We start from the raw sequence: 20,801 nt of genomic DNA, 5'->3' as shown, positions 1-20,801 counted from the left end.
ACCGTGCGGGTATGACACAGCCCGGGCCGCCGGCCGAGAAGTCGATTCTGCCGAAGATCGCCATCGCCTGTTTCGTCGTCGGCGTGCTGGTGGTCGGGTTCTTCGTATGGCGGATCGTCCTGACGGCGCCGCGGACGCCGCAGTCGATCGAGGGCGGGGTTGTGCACCTGAAGAAGGACGGGTTGACGATCTATGCGTCGATCCCGGTGCTGACCCCGCCGTGCGAGGTGCAGGACTCGAACGGTAACGACGTACCGATCAAGCCGCCGACCGGGTCGGAGACGATCACGATCAATGGCGAGAGCTGGTACGTCGTCGCGCGGTCGACGCAGACCGTACCGGCCGGGGACTACAGCATCTCGTGCACCGACGACGAGACGAGCGCGACGTACGCGGCCGGGCCGAAGTCGTCCGTCTTCGCGTTCGTGCTGTCGATCCTCGGCGTCGTCTTCTCGATGCTGATCTTCGGCGGTCTCGGCAGTGCATTCCTGGTCGCCGGAGTCGTCAAGAAGCGCCGGCGCAACCGCCCGACGAACACGTTCCCCGGCCCGCCAGGTGCCCCTGGCAACTACCCGCAGCAGAACCACACCTTCCCGGCGCCCCCGCCGTACAACCCGGGCCCGAACCCGGACCGCCCACAGGACAGGTGAAAGCGATGGATCTCGACTGGCCCGGGTGCCGCAACGTCCGCGACGTCGGCGGCCTGCCGACCGCGGACGGACGGGTGGTGCGCGCGGGCGTGCTGATCCGGTCGGACAGTCTGCACTACCTGAACGCGGACGGCGTCGAGGCCGTACGGCGGTCCGGGGTGAGCCGGATCCTGGACCTGCGCGGCGACGGTGAGGTCGCGATCGCGCCGACGCCGTTCACCGGTACGCCGTTGGCGGTGCGGCAGTCGCTGGTGGATCCGGCGGACCCGGACCACGGGCAGCCGACGATCGTCGCGGCCTGCACGTGGATGCTGGACCAGCGGCCGGAGTTGTTCGCGGCCGCGGTGAAGGCGATCGCGGACGAGCCGGACGGCGCGGTGGTCGTGCACTGCCACGGCGGCAAGGACCGCACCGGCATGGTCGTCGCGCTGGCGTTGAGCGTGGCCGGCGTACCCGAGGAAGAGATCGTCACCGACTACTACCTCACGCAGTCGCGGCTCGCGCAGTGGCTCGAAGAGCAGCTCGCCGAGGAGCCGGACGTCGCGAAGCACCCGGAGATGATCGAGTTCCGGGACACCCGGGCCGCGTCGATCGTCGCGATCCTGCGGCATCTGGACGAGAAGTACGGCGGACCGGAGGCATACCTGCGGCACGGTGGTCTGACCGACGCGGACCTGGAGAAGCTGAGAGGCCGCTTAGTGGGTGTCTGATGGTTCCACGCCTACTGCGGGGCACTCGGCACGGCACCTCGCCGCACGGGTGCAAAGGCCACGATGCTCCGCATCGAGACCTTCGCCCCCGCACGCCGAGCCACCGCACCGAGCACCTCCTCGCTACGGCGTGGAACCATCAGACACCCACAGTGGCCTGACCTGCGTCACGGGCGCGTCACGGAGCGCAGTACATTGGCGCAATGCCGACCGCCGTAGAGCCGACCGATCCGGCTGCGCTGGCTCGACGCTACGGACTGTCCAAGAGTTCCGTCCGCCCACCGCTCGGCGGGTACCTGCGCGAGTTGTGGAGCCGTCGCCAGTTCGTCGTCAGCTACGCCGCCGCCCGCACGTACGCGATGTACGCCGGTGCGCGCCTCGGGTCGATCTGGCAGGTGCTGACGCCGCTGCTGAACGCGGCGGTCTACTACCTGGCGTTCGGGGTCCTGCTCGGCACGAAGAACGGGATCGACAACTACGTCGCGTTCCTGCTCAGCGGGATCTTCGTCTTCACGTTCACCCAACGCTGCATGACCGAAGGCTCGCGCTCACTCGCGCTGAACCTGTCGCTGATCCGCACGCTGCACTTCCCGCGCGCGACCCTCCCGCTCGCCTACGTGCTGAACGAACTGAACCAGATGCTGGTGTCGCTCGGCATCCTGTTCGTGGTCGTCGGATTCACCGACGGACCGGCCTGGAGCTGGCTGCTCGTCGTACCGGCGATGCTGCTGCAGGTCATGTTCAACATCGGGATCACGCTGGTGTTCGCGCGGATCGGGACCTTCGTCTCCGACATCACGCAACTGCTGCCGTTCGTCACCCGCACCTGGCTGTACGCGTCCGGGATCTTCTTCTCGCTGCCGGCCAAGCTGACCCAGGTCGACGCGCCGGGCTGGGTGATCCAGGTGCTCGCGTTCAACCCGATCTCGGCGTACATCGACATCATCCGGCGGTCGTTGCTCGAGGAGCACGGGCCGAACCAGTTGCCGCACGCCTGGTCGATCGCGATCGTCTGGTCGTTCGTCATGCTCGCGGCCGGATTCTGGTACTTCTGGCAGGCGGAGGACCGCTATGGCCGAGGCTGAACCAACGGTCATCGCCGACCAGCTCGACATCATCTACAAGGTGATCGCCGGGCAAGGCGGCAAGGGTACGGCGGCGACCGCGCTGCGCCGGATCGTGAAGCGCCAGGACCGCCCGACGATCCGCGAGGTGCACGCGGTCAAGAGCGTCAGCTTCACGGCGTACAAGGGTGACGCGATCGGCGTGATCGGGCGCAACGGCTCCGGGAAGTCGACGATGCTGCGCGCGATCGCCGGCCTGCTGCCGCCCGCGTCCGGAGCCGTCTACACCGGCGGCCGGCCGTCGCTGCTCGGCGTCAACGCGGCGATGATGAACGACCTCACCGGCGACCGCAACGTCGTCCTCGGCTGCCTCGCGATGGGCATGTCCGCCGCCGAGATCCAGCGCCGGTACGACGAGATCGTCGACTTCTCCGGGATCGGCGACTTCATCGACCTGCCGATGTCGACGTACTCCTCCGGGATGGCGGCCCGGCTGAAGTTCGCGATCGCGTCCGCGAAGACGCACGACATCCTGCTCGTCGACGAGGCGCTGGCCACCGGCGACGCCGAGTTCCGGGTCCGGTCGGAGCGGAAGATCAAGGAGCTCCGCGACCAGGCCGGCACGGTGTTCCTGGTCAGCCACAGCCTGGACGTGGTGCAGGAGACCTGCAACCGCGCCCTCTGGCTGGACGCCGGCGTCCTGAAGCTCGACGGGCCGGTCGACGAGGTCGTCGCTGCCTACATCAAGTCGACGAGGAGCTAGACGGCCTTCGGCTTCTCCCGGAGGCCGATCAGGAAGCCGAGGCCCCAGGAGACGTGCATGGTCGCGCAGACCAGCGGCATCCAGAACAGTGCCCGCCACGGCAGGTAGCGGCCTTCGACGGCGGAGCCGACCAGGAGCAGTACGGCGTACCCGACCGGTGCCAGGAAGCCGAGGTCCAGCCAGCTGATGCCGGTGGCCAGGCCGATGATGCCGAGGATGGTGCCGACAGCCAGCGCGATGACCGCGACCGGTGGTGCCAGGTACCGCTTGCTGGCGGTCTCCGGGTGCCGGCGGATCACCTCGCGGCGCCACTGGCCGGTGTGGAAGAACTGCTTCGCCACCGCGGACAGCGACGAGCGCGGCCGGTACGTGACGGACAGGTCCGGGCTGAACCAGATCAGGCCGCCGGTCTTGCGGATCCGGTAGTTCAGCTCCCAGTCCTGGGCGCGGTGCATGGTCTCGTCGAACCCGCCGACCCGCTCCAGCGCGGCCCGCCGGAACACGCCGAGGTACACGGTGTCGGCCGGGCCGGCCTTGCCGCCCTGGTGGAACGTCGACGCGCCCAGACCCAGCCGGGAGCGGTACGCGCAGGCGACCGCCATCTCGGTCGGGGTCCGGCCCTCGGCGGCCATCACGCCGCCGACGTTGTCCGCGCCGCTCTCCTCCAGCACCTCGACCGCGCGGGTGATGTACCCGTCGGTGAGCGCGCCGTGCCCGTCGACCCGGACCAGGATGTCGTGCTTGGCGTGCGCGATGCCGACGTTCAGCGCGGCCGGCGTCTTGCCGGTCGGGTTCGGCACGATGCTGATCCGGTGATCCTTCTCGGCCAGCTTGTCCGCGATCTCCTGGGTCCGGTCCTTGCCCGGGCCGATCGCCAGGACGACCTCCAGGTTGCCGGGGTAGTCCTGCTCGAGGACGCGGCCGACCGCCTCCTCGAGATGGCGTTCCTCGTTCAGCACGGGCATCACGACGGACACGGGTGGCCAGTGGGACAGCGGCATATCAGGTCAGGCCTTACAGATCGATGCGACGTCGTCGACGCCGGCGGCGGGTGTGGTCGGTGAGCTGGTGGGCTTCTTGGTGGTACCGGTGCTCGGCTTCTTCGTCGTAGTGCTCGTCGGCTTGCTGCTACTCGGAGTGCTCGAAGTCTTACCGTCTCCTCCTGAGCCGTCCTTGTCCAGCGATTCGGACTTCGCGATCGCCTCCGCGACCTTGGTCCGGATCAAGGCGAAGTCCGGGTCGCCGGTGTGGATCAACGGCGGGACCGCGGAGAAGCTTGACACCGGCAGCTTCTTCGCGTCCAGCGCGAGATCCGTGAAAGTTCCCAGTTCACCGGCCGGGATGTTGGTCTTGACCACCTGTTTGCTGGCCGAGGCGATGCCCTGGAACTTGGTCAGCACGGTCTGCGGGGACAGCTGGTTCAGCATCGCGGACATCACGCACTTCTGCCGGGCCATCCGCTCGTAGTCCGACGACTCGGCCCGGGAACGGGCGAACCAGAGCGCGTGGTACCCGTCAAGGTGCTGGTTCTTGCCGGCCTCGATGTAGCCCTTGATCGGCGAGCTGCCGCCGCCGATCGGGACCCGCTTGCCGATGTCCAGCGTGATCCCGCCGACCGCGTTCAGCAGGTCGCGGAAGCCGGCCAGGTCGATCAGCACGTAGTAGTTCAGCTTCAGACCGGTGACCGCCTCGATGGCCTGCGACGTCGCGGTCTCACCGGGGTTCGCGTCGCCCGGGAACAGGGCCTTGTGGTTGACGGCGTACGTGTAGACCGCGTTCAGCAGGCACTCGGCGGCGCATTTGTTCCACTTGAAGCCCTCGGGGAACTGTTTCGCCATCGCCGTACCGGCCGGGAACGGCACCTTGGCCAGGTTCCGCGGGAGGCCGATCAGCACGGTCCGGCCGGTGTTCGCGTTGATACTCGCTACGGTCATGCTGTCCGGGCGGGTGCCGATCCGGTCCGCGCCGGAGTCGCCGCCCATCAGCAGCACGTTGTAGCGGCCCTTGTCGGCCTTCGACTTCTGCCCGCTGCCGAACACGCTGGCAACGAAGTCGCGCTGCGTGTTCACGATCACGCTCGCGTAGATCAAGGCGCCGACGACGACGAAGATCAGGACGCCGTCCATGATGCTGGTCATCAGCCGGTGATTGCGCTCCAGCGTGAGCGGCTGACCGAGCCGGTACGCGTCCACGAACAGCACGGCCCAGCCGACCGCGAGCAGGATCAGCAGTATCTGGACGATCCGCAGCGTGCCCGGGCGGGCCAGGATGTTGATCGTGCCGGACCGCCAGATCAGGCCCAGGATCACGAAGAAGATCACGATGGCGACGAGGCCGGCGACCACCCGCCAGACCCAGCGGCCGGTCTTTCTGCTGCCCGCGACGATCTGCGCCGATCCCGGCAGGACCAGTGTCATCAGCAGCAGCGTCAGCGCCCGCTTGAACCGGACCGGCTCGCGAAGATTGCGCAGGTCTGGCTTGTCCTGCGGCATGACGTCCTTCCGTTCTCCTCCGGGCGGGCTCTCCCGACCGTACCTTGTCGTTCCTGGTCACCAGGTACGACGTGCCGGGGCGGGCGATGGTTCGAGACCGGGCGGATCCGGAGACGAAGAGTAGCAGTCCTGACACGGAGCGCAGGAAAACCCGTGACCTGACCCTGCTTCACACAGCTGTGATGGTTCGCAGCGGATCGATGCGTTACGAAGTCTTCTACGTACAACCAGTGAGGAAACCGCCCCCATGAAACTGTTCCGTACGCTCCTGGCCGCCACAGCGGTCGCGACGACATCGCTCCTCGGCACCACGTCCGCCCAAGCAGCGGCGCCTGGCGCCGACTTCACCGGGATCGCCGCGCTGAGCAACTGCTCCGCGTCCCTCGTCCGGTACGCCGAATCGGTCGACACCGACAAGGCGCTCGTCCTCACCAACGGGCACTGCTACGAGGGCGGGTTCCTGCAGCCCGGCCAGGTCCTGGTGAACAAGTCGTCGACGCGCTCGATCACGCTGCTCAAGCCGGACTCCAGCCGGGCCGGTACGGTCCGCGCCGCCAAGATCCTGTTCGGCACGATGACCAAGACCGACATGATCGTGTACGAGGTCAACGAGTCCTACGCGTCGATCAAGAGCCGCCTGAACGTGTCCCCGCTCACGCTGGCCAAGCAGGGCCCCGCGGACGGCGCCGGCCTGGCCGTGGTGTCGGGGTACTGGAAGCGCATCTACACCTGCTCGGTGCAGGCCACCATCCCGCAGCTCCGCGAGGGCGACTGGACCTGGCAGAACTCGATCAAGTACCAGCAGCCGGGCTGCGAGACGATCGGCGGTACGTCGGGATCGCCCGTGGTCAGCACCTCCACCGGTGAGGTCATCGGCATCAACAACACCGGGAACGAGGACGGCGAGCAATGCACGGTCAACAACCCGTGCGAGGTGGACGCCGACGGCAACGTCACCGTCGAACAAGGTGCGGCGTACGGCCAGCAGACCTGGTGGCTCTACACCTGCCTGACCGCGAACCGCGCCATCGACCTGAACAAGTCCGGCTGCGAACTCCCGAAGCCGGCCCGCCGCCGCTGACCCGCTGCCACTGACCCTCTGTCACGATGCCTTGCGGGGTGACGCAGAACACCCGGCGATCCGGTAACGTCGCCCCGCATGGCAGTCGACTCCGCTACTGATCCCGTCGTCACGACCGGTTGGCCGAGCCCGTTCGGTGTTCGGACGCGGTTGATCGCGTCCAGCGCGCTGATGCTCTTCGTCGAGCTCGCGCTGATCCGCTGGACCGGTTCCAACGTCGTCCATCTCAGTTACTTCTCGAACTTCGTGCTGCTCGGCTCGTTCCTCGGGATCGGGATCGGCGTACTGCGCTCCGGCCGGGCGAAACGGCTGCCGTACTACTCGCCGATCATGCTCGGCCTGCTGGTCCTGGTGATCGCGTGGAAGCCGGTCACGGTCAACCGCGGCAGCTCGTCGAGCGTCATCTACTTCACCAGCCTGAACACCACCGGCCCGCCGGTCTGGGTGATCCTGCCGGTCATCTTCATCGCGGCCGCCGTGGTGCTGGCCGGTCCGGCCGAGTTGGTCGGCCGTTGTTTCGCGGAGCTTCCGCGACTGACGGCGTACCGGTTCGACCTGGTCGGCTCGCTGATCGGGATCGTCACGTTCACCGGGCTGTCGTTCCTGGGCGCGCCGCCGATCTGGTGGGGCCTGATCGTCACCGTGGTCTTCGCGGTGCTGATGATCCCGCGGGTCTCCGGGGTGCCCGGTCGGCGGTTGGTCGCTACCGGGCTGAGCGCCGCGATGGTGCTGGCGCCGCTGCTCGTGATGCTCGGGGTGTTGTTCAAGGAGTCGACGAAGGCCGAGAACAGTTGGTCGCCGTACTACAAGGTGCAGACGAAGCAGTACACCTGGGAGGGTGTGCCGCTGCTGACCATCACGGTGAACGGCGTACCGCACCAGCAGGCGATCCCGGCCGACGCGCGCCTGCAGTGGGAGCCGCAGTACGGGCTGCCGTACGAGCGGGCGAACGCCGGCAAGCAGCCGAAGAACGTGCTGATTATCGGCGCGGGCTCCGGTTCGGACGTCGCGATCGCGCTGAAGAAGGGTGCGCAGCACGTCGACGCGGTCGAGATCGACCCGCGGATCCGGGACCTCGGCAAGGCACTGCACCCGGACCACCCGTACCAGGACCCGCGGGTGAGCTCGCACATCGACGACGGGCGGGCGTTCCTGTCCCGGACGGACAAGAAGTACGACCTGATCCTGCTGGCGCTGCCGGACTCGCTGACGCTGGTCAACGGCGCGAGCTCGCTGCGGCTGGAGAGCTACCTGTTCACGCAGCAGGCATTCGAGTCGGCGCGTGACCACCTGAACCCGGGTGGCGCGTTCGCGATGTACAACTACTACCGCGAGACCTGGCTGATCGACCGGCTCGCGTCGACGGCGCAGCAGGCCTTCGGGCACAAGCCGTGTGTCGACAAGATCGGCGACGGTCTGCAGCAGGCGGTCGTGACGGTCGGCCTGACCGAGCAGGACCAGACCTGTTCCGCCGAGTGGCCCGGCGCGAGCGCGGAGACTCCGCCGCCCGCGACGGACAACCGGCCGTTCCTGTACCTGTTCACGGACCGGATCCCTTCGCTCTACCTGATCACGCTCGGGTTGGTCCTGGTCGCCGGTCTCGTCGGCGTCGGGATCGCCGGCGGCGGTGCGTCGTACCGGCGGATGCGCCCGTACGCGGACCTGTTCCTGCTCGGGGCCGGGTTCATGCTGCTGGAGACGAAGAGCATCACCGGGTTCGCGTTGCTGTTCGGTACGACGTGGGTCGTGAACGCGATCGTGTTCGCCGGCGTGCTGGTGGCGGTGCTCGCGGCGGTCGAAGTGACCAGGCGGTTCAAGACACCACCGGTCAAGGTGATGTTCGCCGTACTGTTCGGCGGGCTCGCGTTGTCGTGGGTGTTCCCGGACAGCTGGCTGCTCGGGATGCCGGTCGGGTTGCGGGCGCTGGTCGCCGTACTGATCGCGTTCCTACCGATCTTCGCGGCGAACGTGATCTTCGCGAAACGGTTCACCGACACCGCCGACGGTACGGCGTCCTTCGGCGCGAACCTGCTCGGCGCGATGCTCGGCGGCTGCCTCGAGTACGCCGCCCTGATCATCGGCTTCCACGGCCTCCTGATCATCGCGGCCATCCTGTACGCCGGAGCCTTCCTCCTCACGCCGAAACTCCGCGCGGTCACGCGGAGCTAGCGTCCCGCGCCGCAGGTTCGCGTCCGCCGGACCGCGCGCTCGACAACCCGCCCCAAACCGGTTTGGGGCGCCTCGGGCCTTCGACCGGGGAGTGTCGCTGCCCGATTCGGGTAGGTAGGACTCCCCAAACCGGTTTGGGCTGCTAGGTTCTGATGTCTGGGTCGCTCGGACCTCCGCGAACACGGAGGTTGTGCAGATGGACGAGCTTGCCGGTTACTACCGTGAGCGTGCCGGTGAGTACGACGCGGTGTACGAGAAGCCGGAACGGCAGGAGGACTTGGCCCGTCTGCGGGCACTCCTGCCACCGCTCGTCGAAGGCCGTTCGGTCCTGGAAGTTGCCGCCGGCACCGGCTATTGGACGACCGCGCTGGCGAGCACGGCGCGGTCCGTGGTCGCGACGGACTTCAACGAGGAGCCGCTCGCCATCACACGGACGCGTTCCTACGGTTCGGCCGATGTGCGGTTCCGGACCGCGGACGCGTACGACCTCGGTGCGGTCGAGGGGCGGTTCGACGCGATCTTCGCGGGCTTCTTCTGGTCCCATGTTCTGCGGGCCGACGTACGGCGGTTCATCGAGGGGCTGCGGGAGCGGGTCGAGCCGGGTGGTGTGGTGATCCTCGCGGACAACCGGTACGTGGAGGGCAGCAACTATCCGATCACCCGGGCGACGGCCGACGGTGACACGTACCAGACCAGGCAGTTGTCGGACGGGCGCACGTTCGACGTGCTGAAGAACTTTCCGTCGCGGGAGGAGTTTGCGGTGCAGGTCGCGCCGGCTGAGGTGGAGTGGACCGAGTTGGCTTACTTCTGGCTGGCAACTGTCTGCTAGTTGGTACAGATTCGGCCCGTTTGCGGGGTCCTGGTCAGATTCTGCTGGCAGGATCTGAAGCATGACTTGGCTAGTGACTGGTGGTGCCGGATACATCGGGGCGCATGTGGTGCGCGCCTTCCGCGACGACGGGATCGACGTGGTCGTGATCGACGACCTGTCGAGCGGGAAGGCGGAGTTCGTCCCGGACGGGGTGCCGTTCGTGCAGGCGAACCTGCTGGACGGTACGGCGGTACGCCAGGCGCTGGAGGGTGTCGAAGGCGTCGTACATCTCGCGGGGTTCAAGTACGCCGGGGTCTCGGTGCAGCGCCCGCTGCACACGTACACGCAGAACGTGACCGCGATGGTGTCGCTGCTCGAAGCGATGGCGGACAAGGAGATCCGCAACCTCGTGTTCTCGTCCAGCGCCGGTGTCTACGGGACGCCTCGCGACGAGGTGGTGACGGAGGACACCGCGCCGGACCCGCAGTCGCCGTACGGCGAGTCGAAGCTGATCGGTGAGTGGCTGCTCCGCGACCAGGCGGCCGCGACGGAGCTGCACCACACGTCGCTGCGCTACTTCAACGTCGTGGGGTCCGGCGACCCGACGGTGTACGACGCGTCGCCGTACAACCTGTTCCCGATCGTCTGCGACCTGCTCGCGCAGGGCAAGGTGCCGCAGATCTACGGCACCGACCACCCGACCCCGGACGGTACGTCGGTCAAGGACTACGTGCACGTCGCCGACCTGGCCCGCGCCCATGTCGCGGCCGCCCGCGCACTCGAGGCCGGCAAGACCCTCGAGCCCGTCTACAACCTCGGCAGCGGCACCGGTACGTCGGTCCGCCAGATCATGGACGCCGCCCGCCGGGTCACGGGCATCGACTTCACCCCGACCGAGGGCCCGCGCCGCCCTGGCGACCCGTCACGCGTCGTAGCCAACGGTGACCTGGCCGCCCGCGACCTCGGCTGGCAGAACACGTTTTCCGTCGACGAGATGTTCGCCACCGCCTGGGAGGCCTGGCCGAAGGGTTAAGAGGTCGTGGTCGAGGATCCGCACCGGCTGTAGCCTTTGGCGCAGTTCACTGTGCTGCCCGTGCACCGGGCACCGATCGAGGGGTGCGATCCATGAGTTACGAGAGCCTGCCGCAGTTCCTGGCGAAGATCGACCTCTTCCAGGGGCTGTCCAAGGACACGCTGTCCGACCTGATCGAGCGTGGCACCACGCTGAAGGTTCCGGCCGGTAGTCATGTGGTCGAGCAGGGTGCGCACGACGCCGGCCTGCAGGTGGTGCTGGCAGGCTCGGCCGACGTGGAGGTCAACGGCGTCGTTCGTGAGCCGCTGGGCGTGGGGGGCTACTTCGGCGAGGTCTCGCTGATCGACGGCCTGCCGCGGTCCGCGACCGTGGTGGCCGGACCGGACGGGCTGACCACGTTCGCGCTGTCCGCGCTCGCGTTCGAGCCGGTCGTGAAGGAGAACCCGGAGGTCGCCCAGGCCCTGCTCAAGGCCCTGACCGCCCGGATCCGCAGCCTCGAGTCCGGAAGCTGAACCGATCCGACAGCCCGGGGGCGGCGCCATGACCGAGGAGCGCAAGGTCGTCACGGTGCTGTTCTGCGATCTCGTCGGCTTCACCACCGCGTCCGAGTCCGCCGACCCCGAGGACGTCCGGCGCTGGCTGGCGCCGTACCACTCGACCCTGCGGCAGACGGTCGAGCGGTACGGCGGGACGGTCGAGAAGTTCGCCGGGGACGCGATCCTGGCCGTCTTCGGCGCACCGCGGTCCCGGGAGGACGACGCCGAACGGGCGGTCCGGGCAGCCTTGGCGATCCTCGACGCGGTGCGGATGCTGCCGGACGGGCCGCTGGAGGTCCGGATCGGCATCGAGACCGGTGAAGCGCTGGTCCAGCTGACCGCGCGCCCCGAGCTCGGCGAGCCGTTCATCACCGGCATGGTGGTCAACCTTGCCGCCCGCCTGCAGTCCTCCGCGCCGATCGGCGCGGTCGTCGTCGGGCACGGCACCCACGAGGCGACGAGTCGCGTCTTCGGGTACGACGCGCTGGAACCCGTTGCGGCCAAGGGAATCAGCCGTCCGGTCGAACGCTGGCAGGCCGGCTCGCCGCGAGCCCGCTTCGGTACGGACGTCATCCGCGACCTCAGTACGCCGATGGTCGGCCGGCAGCGCGATCTGACCTTGCTGTGCACGGCGTTCGAGAAGGCCCTCGCAGAGCGGGTGCCGCAGTTCGTCACGCTGCTCGGCGAGCCGGGTATCGGCAAGTCGCGCCTGGTCGCGGAGTTCGGCGCCTGGCTGGATCAGCACGACGAGCTCGTCACCTGGCGCGAAGGCCGGTCGCTGCCGTACGGCGAGACGCCGTTCGGGCCGGTCGCCGAGATCTTCAAGGTCCAGGCCGGGATCCTGGACACCGACCCGCCGGCGCAGGCCGTGGCAAAGCTCGACGCGATCGTGCCGGACGGCGCGGACCGTGCGTGGCTGCGGGCCCGGGTCGGGCCGTTGGTCGGCGCCGATCGGTCCGCTCAACCGGGGTCGGCGACCCAGGAGGAATCGTTCGCGGCCTGGCGGCAACTGCTGGAGTCGTTCGCCGAGCAGTCGCCCGTGGTCCTGGTTCTCGAGGATCTGCACTGGGCGACGGACGCGATGCTCGCCTTCGTCGATCACCTGGCCGAATGGCTGACCGACCTGCCGCTGATGGTCGTCGTCACCGCCCGCCCCGAACTGCTCGAACGCGGGCCGCAATGGACCCGCGGCGTACAGAACTCCCTCACTCTGGGCGTCTCGCCGCTCACCGCGGACGAGACCGATCAACTCCTGACCGGGATGTTCGCCGGTCAGGACGTCCCGGACGAGACGCGTCGCCAGCTGGTACGCCGAGCCGACGGCAACCCCTTGTACGCCGAGGAACTCGCCCGGGTCGTGAATGACTGCGGCCCGGACCAGGCGGGCTCGGCCGACCTGCCGATCGGCATCGCGGCGCTGATCGCGGCCCGCCTGGACACCCTGGAGCCGGACCGCAAGGCCCTGCTCGCGGACGCCGCCGTGATCGGGCCGGTGTTCTGGGCCGAAGCCGTGGCGGCGCTGTCCGACCGTGATCCGGGCGAGGTGGTCCAGGCGCTGCAGGAACTGGCCCGCAAGGAGTTGGTGCGTCCGGTCCGGCGGTCGTCGATGCTCGGCCAGCGCGAGTACGCCTTCTGGCATGCGCTGACCCGGGACGTCGCCTACAGCCAGGTGCCGCGGGCGGCTCGGTCGGCGCGGCACCTCGCCGCCGCCGACTGGCTCGAGCTGCGTTGCGCTGCCTGTCAGGCCGAGACGCCGAACCTGATCGCCTACCACCTCAGCACGGCCCTGGACCTTGCCGCAGCACTGGGCGACCCGGATGCGGCCACGGCGATCGCTCCCCGGGCGCGGGAGTACCAGCTGATGGCCGCGGAACTGGCGATGGACCTCGACACCAACGAGGCGCTCGCCCTGCTCGACCGCGCGCTGGCCCTGAGCCCGGCCGGCGATCCGGAACGTCCCACGGTCCTGCTGCGCTGGGGCTGGGCGGCTTTCCAGGCGGGCCGCCTCGACGACGCCCAGGCGGCGTACCTCGAGGCGATCGCCGGATTCGAGGCGATCGGGGACATCCGCGGCGTCGCGCTCGCCTTACGCGCATCGACGTACTCGCTGAGCAACATGGAGGAGAGCCTGGCGACGGTCGACCGGGCGGTCGGAATGCTCGAGGCGCTCGGGCCGAGCGAGGACCTGGCGCTGCTGCTGTCGGGCCAGGCGAGCATCCGGGTGGTCGCGAGCCGCTATCAGGAGGCGATCGACTCGGCGAACTTCGCGCTGCGGATCGCGACCGAGCAGGGGTACGCCGTACCGCTCCGGGCCCTGGAGTCGCGCGGGCTCGCCCGGGTCGGCCTGGGTGACACCGGTGGGCTGGTCGACGTCAAGGAGGCGCTGACCGCGCTGCTCGAGGGCGGTCGGGGACGCGATGCGGCGGTGACGTGGCTGAACTACGGCTGGGTGCTGTGGCAGATCGAGGGGCCGGTGGTCGCCTTGGGCGAGCTGGAAGCGGCTCGCGAGTTCTCCGCCCGGCGCCGGTTGGCCGAGATGATGGAGCAGATCGGCTGTACCGTCCTGCAGTTGATGATCGAGACCGGCCGGTCGGCCGAGGTGATCGCGGCGTGCCGGGCCCAGCTCGAGCAGCCGTCCCCGGCGTTCACCCTGCTGCGGCGCATCGAGGTCCTCGGCGCGTTGGCGGTGGCGGAGGCCGAGGCCGGCCTTCCGGGCGCTCGCGATCACGCCGAGGAGGCGTACCGGCTGGCGGTGGAGGCGGGCTGGCCGGACATGATCGCCGTCGCGGCCTCGCCCGCGGCGACGACGCGTGCGCGCGACGGCGACCGGGACGGCGTCCTGGAGATCCTGCAGTTGCTCGCCTCGCTGGCCGGTCTGCACGGCAGCATCGAGTTCGATGTCCGCCTGCCGTCCTTGGTACGCGCGGCACTCGCCGCCGGTCACGCCGAGGCGGCGGCCGTCCTCGTGGACTTCGTGGAGCCGGTGCTGCCGATGCGCGAGTACTCGGCGACCACGGCTCAGGCGCTGCTCGCCGAACACCGCGGCGACACCGAGGCCGCGGCCGCCGGGTTCACCCGCGCCGCCGCGGACTGGGGTGCCTTCGGCAACAAACTCGAACAGGCCTACGCGCTCCGCGGCCTGCACCGCACTACAGGAGATCCGAGCGCCCTGGCACAAGCCGAGCAGCTGTTCAGAGCCCTGGATACTCCTTCTTGAAGGGGCCTGAGGTCGTCAGGTCGAGGACGCCAGGACCGGTGAGGACGCCGCCTTCTACCGGGAGGGTGTGGCCGGTGATCCAGGAGGCGTCGTCGGAGGCGAGGAAGGCGACCGCGGCGGCGATGTCCTCGGGCTCGCCGATGCGGCCGAGCGGGTACATCTTGCCGAAGCGTTCCAGGGTGTCCGGCTGGTTGTCCCAGTTCGGCGTCCGAATGGTGCCGGGGGCAACCACATTGAACCGGACGCCGAGTTCGCCGTACCGGGCGGCGTAGTTGACCGTCATCGCGATCTGACCGGCCTTGGCGGCGGAGTACTCGACGTTGCCGAAGGCAGCGATCCCGTTCACCGAGCTGATCGTGACCACGTTGCCACGGTTCTTCACCAGTTGCGGCAGTGCGGCCTGGATGCAGCGCGAGGCGCCGACCAGCGTGAGGTCCAGCTGCGCGTGCCACTCCTCGGCGGTGGCATCCTCGGGCACGGATCGCACGATGCACCCGCCGGCGTTGTTCACCACGACGTCCAGGCGACCGAACCGCTCGACCGCGGCCGCGACCGCCGCGTCGACGTCGTCCCGGTTCGTCACGTCGGCTCGGATGGCGAGCGCGTTTGAGCCGATCCCTTGCGCGACCTCGGCGAGCTTGTCTTCCTGCAGATCGGTCGCGACCACCGACGCGCCTTCGTCGGCCAGCCGCCGCGCGACCGCCGCACCGATGCCCTGCGCCGCTGCCGTGACCAGCGCAACCTTTCCCTCGAACCGCCGCACGTTATGCCTCCCCGTCGTCGATGCCGTCGAGCACTCGGTCGACCTTCTCGTCCGTGACCCGGCGCTCCACCTTGCTGGGGTCCAGGTTGCGGCAGAGCACGATCGAACCACCTCCGGCGATCACCCCGACCAGCAGGCCCAGGCCGTCGCGGTCCGTCAGGGTGCGTGCGGTGAGGATGCGGTCGCTGATCGGTTCCGCCGTACCGATCAGGTCCTCATGGGTGAGGTCGTCGTACGCCGGGGAGGCCGGCGTCGGCGGGTCGAACGGCACGAACACGTCCGGATGGTTGTAGACCTCGGCCCCGTAGTCCTGGATGCCGTCCGGAATCGGCTCGCGGAAGCGTCCGCCGAGCGGGAGCAGCGCGGAGGCGACGGTCTCGCGCTCACCGCGGATCGCGAAGTCCGGACCGGTGATCGCGAGGGTGCCGGTGCCGCTGGTGAGGGCTGCGCCGACCGACCAGGTGGACAGCGCCCAGACCACGCCGAGCCAGTGCGGCGGCAGGCCGATCGCGACGGTTTCGCCCGGCTCCAGGTCGTACTCGTCGACGAGCAGGTTGGCGGTCTTCGCGACCCAGTTCGCGGTGGTGACCGCGCTGAGCTCGATCCGTTCGCCGGTCGTGTCGTCGTAGTAGGTGAGGAACGGGGCGCCGCCGTCCCGACGGACCGCGGCCGCGAACAACTCGGGCAGGACTCGTGACATATGGCCCAGCCTACGGTTCGCGCGCCGACGTACGTTGGAGGCATGGTGCCACAGCTCGCGCTGCCCGAAGGCGGCGAATGGATCGTCATCCTCGTCATCGTCGTGCTGCTGTTCGGCGCCAAGAAGCTCCCCGAGCTGACCCGCAACGCGGCCCGCGCGATGAAGGAGTTCGACAAGGCCCGCCACGGCGACGACGAACCCCCAACCCAACTGCCCGCCACCCAAGCGCCGGCGTCAGCGACCCCCACCCCCGCGACGGATTCCGCGACTCCCACCCCCGCGACGGGTTCCGCGACTCCCACCCCCGCGACGGGTTCCGCGACTCCCACCCCCGCGACGAGTTCCGCGACCTCCACCCCCGCGACGGGCGCTGCCGTCTCCAACCCCGCGCCGCAGGCACCGGTTGACGGGTCAGGTGGGCGGGTTGACCTCGAGAGCGGCCGCTCGGAGGGCGGCGGCCAGTAGGGCTGTCGGCTCCGGGAGTCTGCCAGGGAGCCGGGCGAGGATCGTACGGCGTAACTCCTGCGGCCCGCCCCGGACCGTGACCACCCGAACACCGGGTGGCACCGCGGAAGCCATCGACGCGGAGATCGTGGTGAGCCCCGCGCCGGCCGCGACCAATTGGAGCTTCGCGAGCCAGTCGCGGACCGTGTGCGCGATCACCGGCCGCTCGTCCAGCCCCGGCCAAACCCCCATCCACAGCTCACTGCTCGACGCCGGCCCGGCGATCCACCGCTGACCGCGCAGGTCGGCGACGTCCACCGAGTCGTGCGCCGCAAGCGGATGCCCGGTCGGAACCGCCAGCCGCAGGCTCCGCTCCGCGAGAGTCTCCAGCCTCAACGCGGGCGACTCGGCGTCCGGCGGCCGGAACGGCGGAGCGGACGCGATCACCGCGAGATCGATCGTCCCGGCCCGCAACGCCCGGACCAGCGCGGGCGTGGATCCCTCCCGCGTCGTCACGGTGATCGCCGGGTGCGTCCGACGTACCGCGCTGATTGCCCGTGGCAACAAGATCGCGCCGGCGCTCGGGAACCAACCCAGCCGTACGGTCCCGCCCGCGACCGGGAGGCCGGCCAGTTCGCGGGCGGTGGCGTCGATCTGGTCGAGGACGGTGGCAGCGTTCCGGAGTACCACCTGTCCTGCGGCGGTGAGGACGACGCCTTCGCGGCGGCGCTCGAGGAGCTGGTTGCCGGCGGCGCGTTCGAGGGTGGCGATCTGGCGGGAGACGGCCGACTGCGTGTACCCGAGCGCGGTGGCCGCGGCCGTGAACGTGCCGCGTTCGGCGACCTCCCGGAACACGCGCAGCGCGACCAGCGAGACGTCGGTGAAGTCCATGACATCTACGCATACCACGTGTGCGGAACTTTCGTTGGAGTCATACCGGTCACGGACCTACGTTGGCCACATGACAGAACAACGCATCGCCTTGGTCACCGGCGCGAACCAAGGCATCGGATATGCACTGGTGGAAGAGCTCGCACAGCGGATGAACCCGGAGGACTTGGTCCTGCTCACCGGCCGGAATCCGGAGCGGGTCGCGGCCGCGGCAGCTCGAGTGGAAGGAAGGGCGCGGGTCGAAGGGCGCGCGCTGGACGTGACCGACGGGGACGCTGTACGGCGGCTGGCAGCCGAACTGGAGGCCGTGGACATCGTGGTGTCCAACGCGGTCGGGCCGTTGGAGCCTGGGGCGACGCCCGTGGAACAGGTTGACGAGTTCGTCAACGTGGCGAACCTCGGCGCGCAGTACATGCTCCGGGCGTTCGGGCCGATCCTGCGGCCTGGGGGACGGCTGATCGTCGTCGCCAGCTCGCTCGGGACGCTGGAGCAGTTGCCGGAGCACCTGTGGGGACGGTTCGACGGGGCCTCGCTGGAGGACGTCGAGAAGGTCGTGGAGGAGTGGCGGACGGCGGTCCACGACGGTACGGCGCAGGCGCAGGGCTGGCCGGAATGGATCAACCTCCCGTCGAAGGTGGCGCAGGTCGCGGCGGTACGTGCGGTCGCGGCCGAGCGACGGGAGCGGGATCTCGCCGAGAACACCCTGGTCGCGTCCGTCTGCCCGGGGCTCGTCGACACGCGCGCGTCCCGTCCGTGGTTCGACGACTTCAGCCAGGCGAAGTCGCCGGCCGATGCCGTCGTACCGATCGCCGACCTGATCCTGACCGACCACGTCGACCCGGCCCAGTACGGCGAGCTGGTCCGCGACGGTCAGGTGGTCGCCTGGAAGGCGTCTGTTCCTCGGTAAGCTCATCGCATGCTGATCCTGGCCGGCCTGGGCCTGATCCTGGTGCTGACCATCGCCACCGGCTACTTCGTCTCCCAGGAATTCGCGTACGTCGCTGTCGACCGGAGCCGCCTGCGGACGCTGGCCGAGGATGGGAACACGGCCGCGGCGCGAGCGCTGAAAGTCACCGGGCGACTGTCGTTCGTCCTGTCCGGAGCGCAGGTCGGCATCACGATCACCGCCCTGCTCGCCGGGTACTTCGCCGAGCCGTACCTCGGTGAAGGCCTCGAGAACGTACTCGGCGCGGCCGACGTACCGGAGGCTGTGAGCAGGTCGGTCTCGGTGATCCTGGCGTTGCTGCTGGCAACGATCATCCAGATGGTGCTCGGCGAACTGGCACCGAAGAACCTGGCGATCGCGAAGTCCGAGGCCATCGCGCTCCGGCTGGCCCGCTCGACACTGCTGTACCTGACCGTCGCCGGTCCGCTGATCCACCTGTTCGACTCGGCCTCGAACCGGATCCTCCGCCGCGTCGGCATCGAGCCGGTCGAGGAACTGCCGCAGGGCGCGACCGCGCAGGAGCTCGACCGGATCATCGAGACGTCGTACGAGCAGGGCCTGCTGGACGAGGACACGATGCGGCTGCTGGACCGCGGCCTCGACTTCCGCGGCCGGACCGCCGGCGAGGCGATGGTCCCGCGGGTCGACGTGGTCACCGTGCACCGCGACGCGCCGCTGACCCGGGTCGTCGAGCTGCAGGACACCGGGCACAGCAGGTTCCCGGTGATCGGGGCCTCGGTCGACGAGGTGATCGGTGTGGTCGCGATCGGCGAGGTGGTCGAGCTCGAACCGGCCGACCGTGCAACGATCGCCGTCGGCTCGCTGGCGTCGCCGCCGGTCGCCGTACCGTCGACGCTGCCACTGCCGGGTGTCCTGGATCGGCTGCGGGTCGCGCGCCGGCAGTTGGCGATCGTCGTCGACGAGTACGGCGGGTTCGCGGGCATCGTGACGCTCGAGGACATCGCCGAGGAGCTGGTCGGCGAGATCCGCGACGAGGACGACCTGCCGGAGACCGGGCCGGTGCAGGGCGGCGACGGGTCGTGGGTGTTGCCTGCTCGGTGGCGGGTCGACGAGGTCGCCGAGGCGACCGGCGTACAGCTGCCGGAGAGCGACGACTACGAGACGGTGTCCGGGCTGGTGATGGCGCGGCTCGGCCGGATCCCGGACATCGGTGACTCGCTCGTCATCGAGTTGCCGCACCGGATCGACCACGACGGGCGGCCGGTTCCGCCCGAGTACGTGCGTCTCACGGTGCAGACCATCGAACGCCGGGTGCCGGGCATCGTCGTGATGGAGCGGGTCGCATGAGTACGACGCTCGCTCTGATCATCTCCGCCGTACTGCTGGCGTTGAACGGGTTCTTCGTGGCCGCCGAGTTCGCGTTGGTCGCGTCCAAACGGCACCGGCTCGAGGAGGCGGCGGCGTCCGGCAGCCGCTCGGCCCGCGCCGCGATCGCCGGCGTCAGCGAGCTGTCCTTGATGCTCGCGGGCGCACAGCTCGGGATCACGTTGTGTACGCTGGGCCTTGGCTCGCTGAGCGAACCGGCTGTCGCGCATCTGCTGCATCCGCTCTTCGAGCTGGCGCATATCCCGGAAGGTGTCGGGCATGTGATCGCGCTGATCATCGCCGTCGCCGGGATCGGTCTGCTGCACGTCCTGCTCGGCGAGATGGCGCCGAAGTCGTGGGCGATCAGCAACCCCGAACGAGCGGCGCTCGCGCTGGCGTTGCCGTTCCGCGGGTTCACCTACGTGTTCCGCCCGCTGCTGAGCGTTCTCAACTGGATCGCCAACCTGTGCGTCCGGCTGGTCGGCGTGACGCCGCAGAACGAGATCGCCAACGCACACGGCCCGGACGAGCTGCGGCTGCTGATCGAGTCCTCGCGCGAACACGGAACCCTCGAACAACCCGAGCACGAACTGCTCACCGCGATGCTCGCGTTGCAGAACACCACCGTCGGCCAGGTCATGACACCGCTCGCCGAACTGTCCACGGTCCCGGCGTCCGCGTCGGCCCGCGAGGTCGAGCTGACCAGCCGCCGCGAGGGCCACTCCCGCCTCGCCGTGGTCGGCCCGCGCACCGACGGATCCACCGGGATCTGCGGCATCGTGCACGTCCGCGACGCGGCCCGCGTAACCACCGCCGGCGACACCACCAGCCGCGCCTCGGACCTGATGACCGTCGCCCTCGAACTCGGCGACAACACCCCGGTAGCGAAGGCGATCCGCACCATGCGCGACGAACGCGCCCAACTAGCAGTCGTCTGCGGCGGCAACACCGCAATCGGCGTAGTAGCCCTAGAGGACCTCCTAGAAGAAGTAATCGGCGAATTCGACGACGAAACCGACCCCATAATCACCGCCACCCACCCCACCCCACCCAACTAACCCCACCCCACCCCACCCCCACCTCGCGCGACCCACCTCGCGCGACCTGCACCGCGCGACCTGCACCGCGCGACCTGCACCGCGCGACCTGCACCGCGCGACCTGCACCGCGCGACCTGCACCGCGCGACCTGCACCGCGCGACCTG

At 69.3% G+C, this 20,801-nt stretch carries 19 protein-coding genes; 14 read left to right on the top strand and 5 right to left on the bottom strand.

Features of this window, described 5'->3' with window-relative positions; translation table 11 throughout:
• The first annotated feature begins 11 nt into the window (after positions 1-11).
• The 4 genes from ACWF0M_RS07400 to ACWF0M_RS07385 all read left to right on the top strand — a co-directional run bounded on the left by ACWF0M_RS07400 (position 12) and on the right by ACWF0M_RS07385 (position 3,187).
• Positions 12-650 carry a hypothetical protein gene (locus ACWF0M_RS07400; protein ID WP_452234766.1) on the top strand — a complete coding sequence of 213 codons (639 nt, stop codon included), beginning with the start codon at positions 12-14 and terminating at the stop codon, positions 648-650.
• A gap of 5 nt (positions 651-655) precedes the next feature.
• Positions 656-1,360 (top strand): tyrosine-protein phosphatase, encoded by a 705-nt coding sequence (locus ACWF0M_RS07395; protein WP_452234765.1) that lies wholly within the window; start codon positions 656-658, stop codon positions 1,358-1,360.
• Between the two features lie 203 nt (positions 1,361-1,563).
• Entirely contained in the window at positions 1,564-2,445 is an 882-nt protein-coding gene (locus ACWF0M_RS07390) for an ABC transporter permease (protein ID WP_452234764.1), read from the top strand.
• A complete protein-coding gene (locus tag ACWF0M_RS07385; RefSeq protein WP_452234763.1) occupies positions 2,432-3,187 on the top strand; it encodes an ABC transporter ATP-binding protein in 756 nt (251 codons plus the stop codon). The genes ACWF0M_RS07390 and ACWF0M_RS07385 overlap by 14 nt, the downstream gene beginning before the upstream one ends.
• Here ACWF0M_RS07385 and ACWF0M_RS07380 read toward each other — a convergent pair.
• Both ACWF0M_RS07380 and ACWF0M_RS07375 read right to left on the bottom strand, forming a co-directional pair.
• Positions 3,184-4,188, bottom strand: coding sequence for a glycosyltransferase family 2 protein (locus tag ACWF0M_RS07380; protein ID WP_452234762.1), 1,005 nt, complete (start codon positions 4,186-4,188; stop codon positions 3,184-3,186). The genes ACWF0M_RS07385 and ACWF0M_RS07380 overlap by 4 nt on opposite strands.
• A 6-nt stretch (positions 4,189-4,194) precedes the next feature.
• On the bottom strand, positions 4,195-5,679 hold the full coding sequence (locus ACWF0M_RS07375; RefSeq protein WP_452234761.1) for an LCP family protein: 1,485 nt from the start codon (positions 5,677-5,679) through the stop codon (positions 4,195-4,197).
• 247 nt (positions 5,680-5,926) lie between these two features.
• Here ACWF0M_RS07375 and ACWF0M_RS07370 point away from each other — a divergent pair, with 247 nt between their 5' ends.
• From ACWF0M_RS07370 to ACWF0M_RS07345, 6 genes are all read left to right on the top strand, one after another.
• Complete coding sequence (locus tag ACWF0M_RS07370; RefSeq protein ID WP_452234760.1) at positions 5,927-6,760, top strand: S1 family peptidase; 834 nt, start codon at positions 5,927-5,929, stop codon at positions 6,758-6,760.
• 78 nt (positions 6,761-6,838) lie between these two features.
• On the top strand, positions 6,839-8,929 hold the full coding sequence (locus ACWF0M_RS07365; protein ID WP_452234759.1) for a spermine/spermidine synthase domain-containing protein: 2,091 nt from the start codon (positions 6,839-6,841) through the stop codon (positions 8,927-8,929).
• Between the two features lie 196 nt (positions 8,930-9,125).
• Positions 9,126-9,758, top strand: coding sequence for a class I SAM-dependent methyltransferase (locus ACWF0M_RS07360; RefSeq protein WP_452234758.1), 633 nt, complete (start codon positions 9,126-9,128; stop codon positions 9,756-9,758).
• Between the two features lie 61 nt (positions 9,759-9,819).
• Positions 9,820-10,773 carry a UDP-glucose 4-epimerase GalE gene (gene galE, locus ACWF0M_RS07355; protein ID WP_452234757.1) on the top strand — a complete coding sequence of 318 codons (954 nt, stop codon included), beginning with the start codon at positions 9,820-9,822 and terminating at the stop codon, positions 10,771-10,773.
• A 92-nt stretch (positions 10,774-10,865) separates the two neighbouring features.
• On the top strand, positions 10,866-11,285 hold the full coding sequence (locus ACWF0M_RS07350; RefSeq protein ID WP_452234756.1) for a cyclic nucleotide-binding domain-containing protein: 420 nt from the start codon (positions 10,866-10,868) through the stop codon (positions 11,283-11,285).
• A 28-nt stretch (positions 11,286-11,313) separates the two neighbouring features.
• A complete protein-coding gene (locus ACWF0M_RS07345; RefSeq protein WP_452234755.1) occupies positions 11,314-14,526 on the top strand; it encodes an AAA family ATPase in 3,213 nt (1,070 codons plus the stop codon).
• On the opposite strand, the gene ACWF0M_RS07340 is transcribed toward ACWF0M_RS07345, so the two are convergent.
• Both ACWF0M_RS07340 and ACWF0M_RS07335 read right to left on the bottom strand, forming a co-directional pair.
• Positions 14,501-15,289 (bottom strand): SDR family NAD(P)-dependent oxidoreductase, encoded by a 789-nt coding sequence (locus ACWF0M_RS07340; protein WP_452234754.1) that lies wholly within the window; start codon positions 15,287-15,289, stop codon positions 14,501-14,503. The two genes, ACWF0M_RS07345 and ACWF0M_RS07340, sit on opposite strands and share 26 nt — an antisense overlap.
• A gap of 1 nt (position 15,290) precedes the next feature.
• On the bottom strand, positions 15,291-15,989 hold the full coding sequence (locus tag ACWF0M_RS07335; protein WP_452234753.1) for a TIGR03089 family protein: 699 nt from the start codon (positions 15,987-15,989) through the stop codon (positions 15,291-15,293).
• Positions 15,990-16,031: 42 nt separating this feature from the next.
• Here ACWF0M_RS07335 and tatA point away from each other — a divergent pair, with 42 nt between their 5' ends.
• The gene (gene tatA / locus ACWF0M_RS07330; RefSeq protein ID WP_452234752.1) at positions 16,032-16,454 is read left to right on the top strand and encodes a twin-arginine translocase TatA/TatE family subunit; all 423 of its coding nucleotides are present in this window, start codon (positions 16,032-16,034) and stop codon (positions 16,452-16,454) included.
• On the opposite strand, the gene ACWF0M_RS07325 is transcribed toward tatA, so the two are convergent.
• Complete coding sequence (locus ACWF0M_RS07325) at positions 16,401-17,324, bottom strand: LysR family transcriptional regulator (RefSeq protein ID WP_452234751.1); 924 nt, start codon at positions 17,322-17,324, stop codon at positions 16,401-16,403. The genes tatA and ACWF0M_RS07325 overlap by 54 nt on opposite strands.
• A gap of 70 nt (positions 17,325-17,394) precedes the next feature.
• Here ACWF0M_RS07325 and ACWF0M_RS07320 point away from each other — a divergent pair, with 70 nt between their 5' ends.
• The 3 genes from ACWF0M_RS07320 to ACWF0M_RS07310 are packed head-to-tail and all read left to right on the top strand — an operon-like array spanning position 17,395 to position 20,654.
• On the top strand, positions 17,395-18,231 hold the full coding sequence (locus ACWF0M_RS07320; RefSeq protein WP_452234750.1) for an SDR family NAD(P)-dependent oxidoreductase: 837 nt from the start codon (positions 17,395-17,397) through the stop codon (positions 18,229-18,231).
• A 9-nt stretch (positions 18,232-18,240) separates the two neighbouring features.
• Positions 18,241-19,578 (top strand): hemolysin family protein, encoded by a 1,338-nt coding sequence (locus ACWF0M_RS07315; RefSeq protein WP_452234749.1) that lies wholly within the window; start codon positions 18,241-18,243, stop codon positions 19,576-19,578.
• Positions 19,575-20,654, top strand: a complete 1,080-nt coding sequence (locus tag ACWF0M_RS07310; protein ID WP_452234748.1) for a hemolysin family protein — start codon at positions 19,575-19,577, stop codon at positions 20,652-20,654. The genes ACWF0M_RS07315 and ACWF0M_RS07310 overlap by 4 nt, the downstream gene beginning before the upstream one ends.
• Positions 20,655-20,801: the final 147 nt, after the last annotated feature.

Source organism: Kribbella sp. NPDC055110 (genome assembly GCF_053607525.1).
The sequence above is the reverse complement of the archived record's forward strand: the minus strand, read 5'-3'. Positions and strand labels throughout refer to the sequence as shown.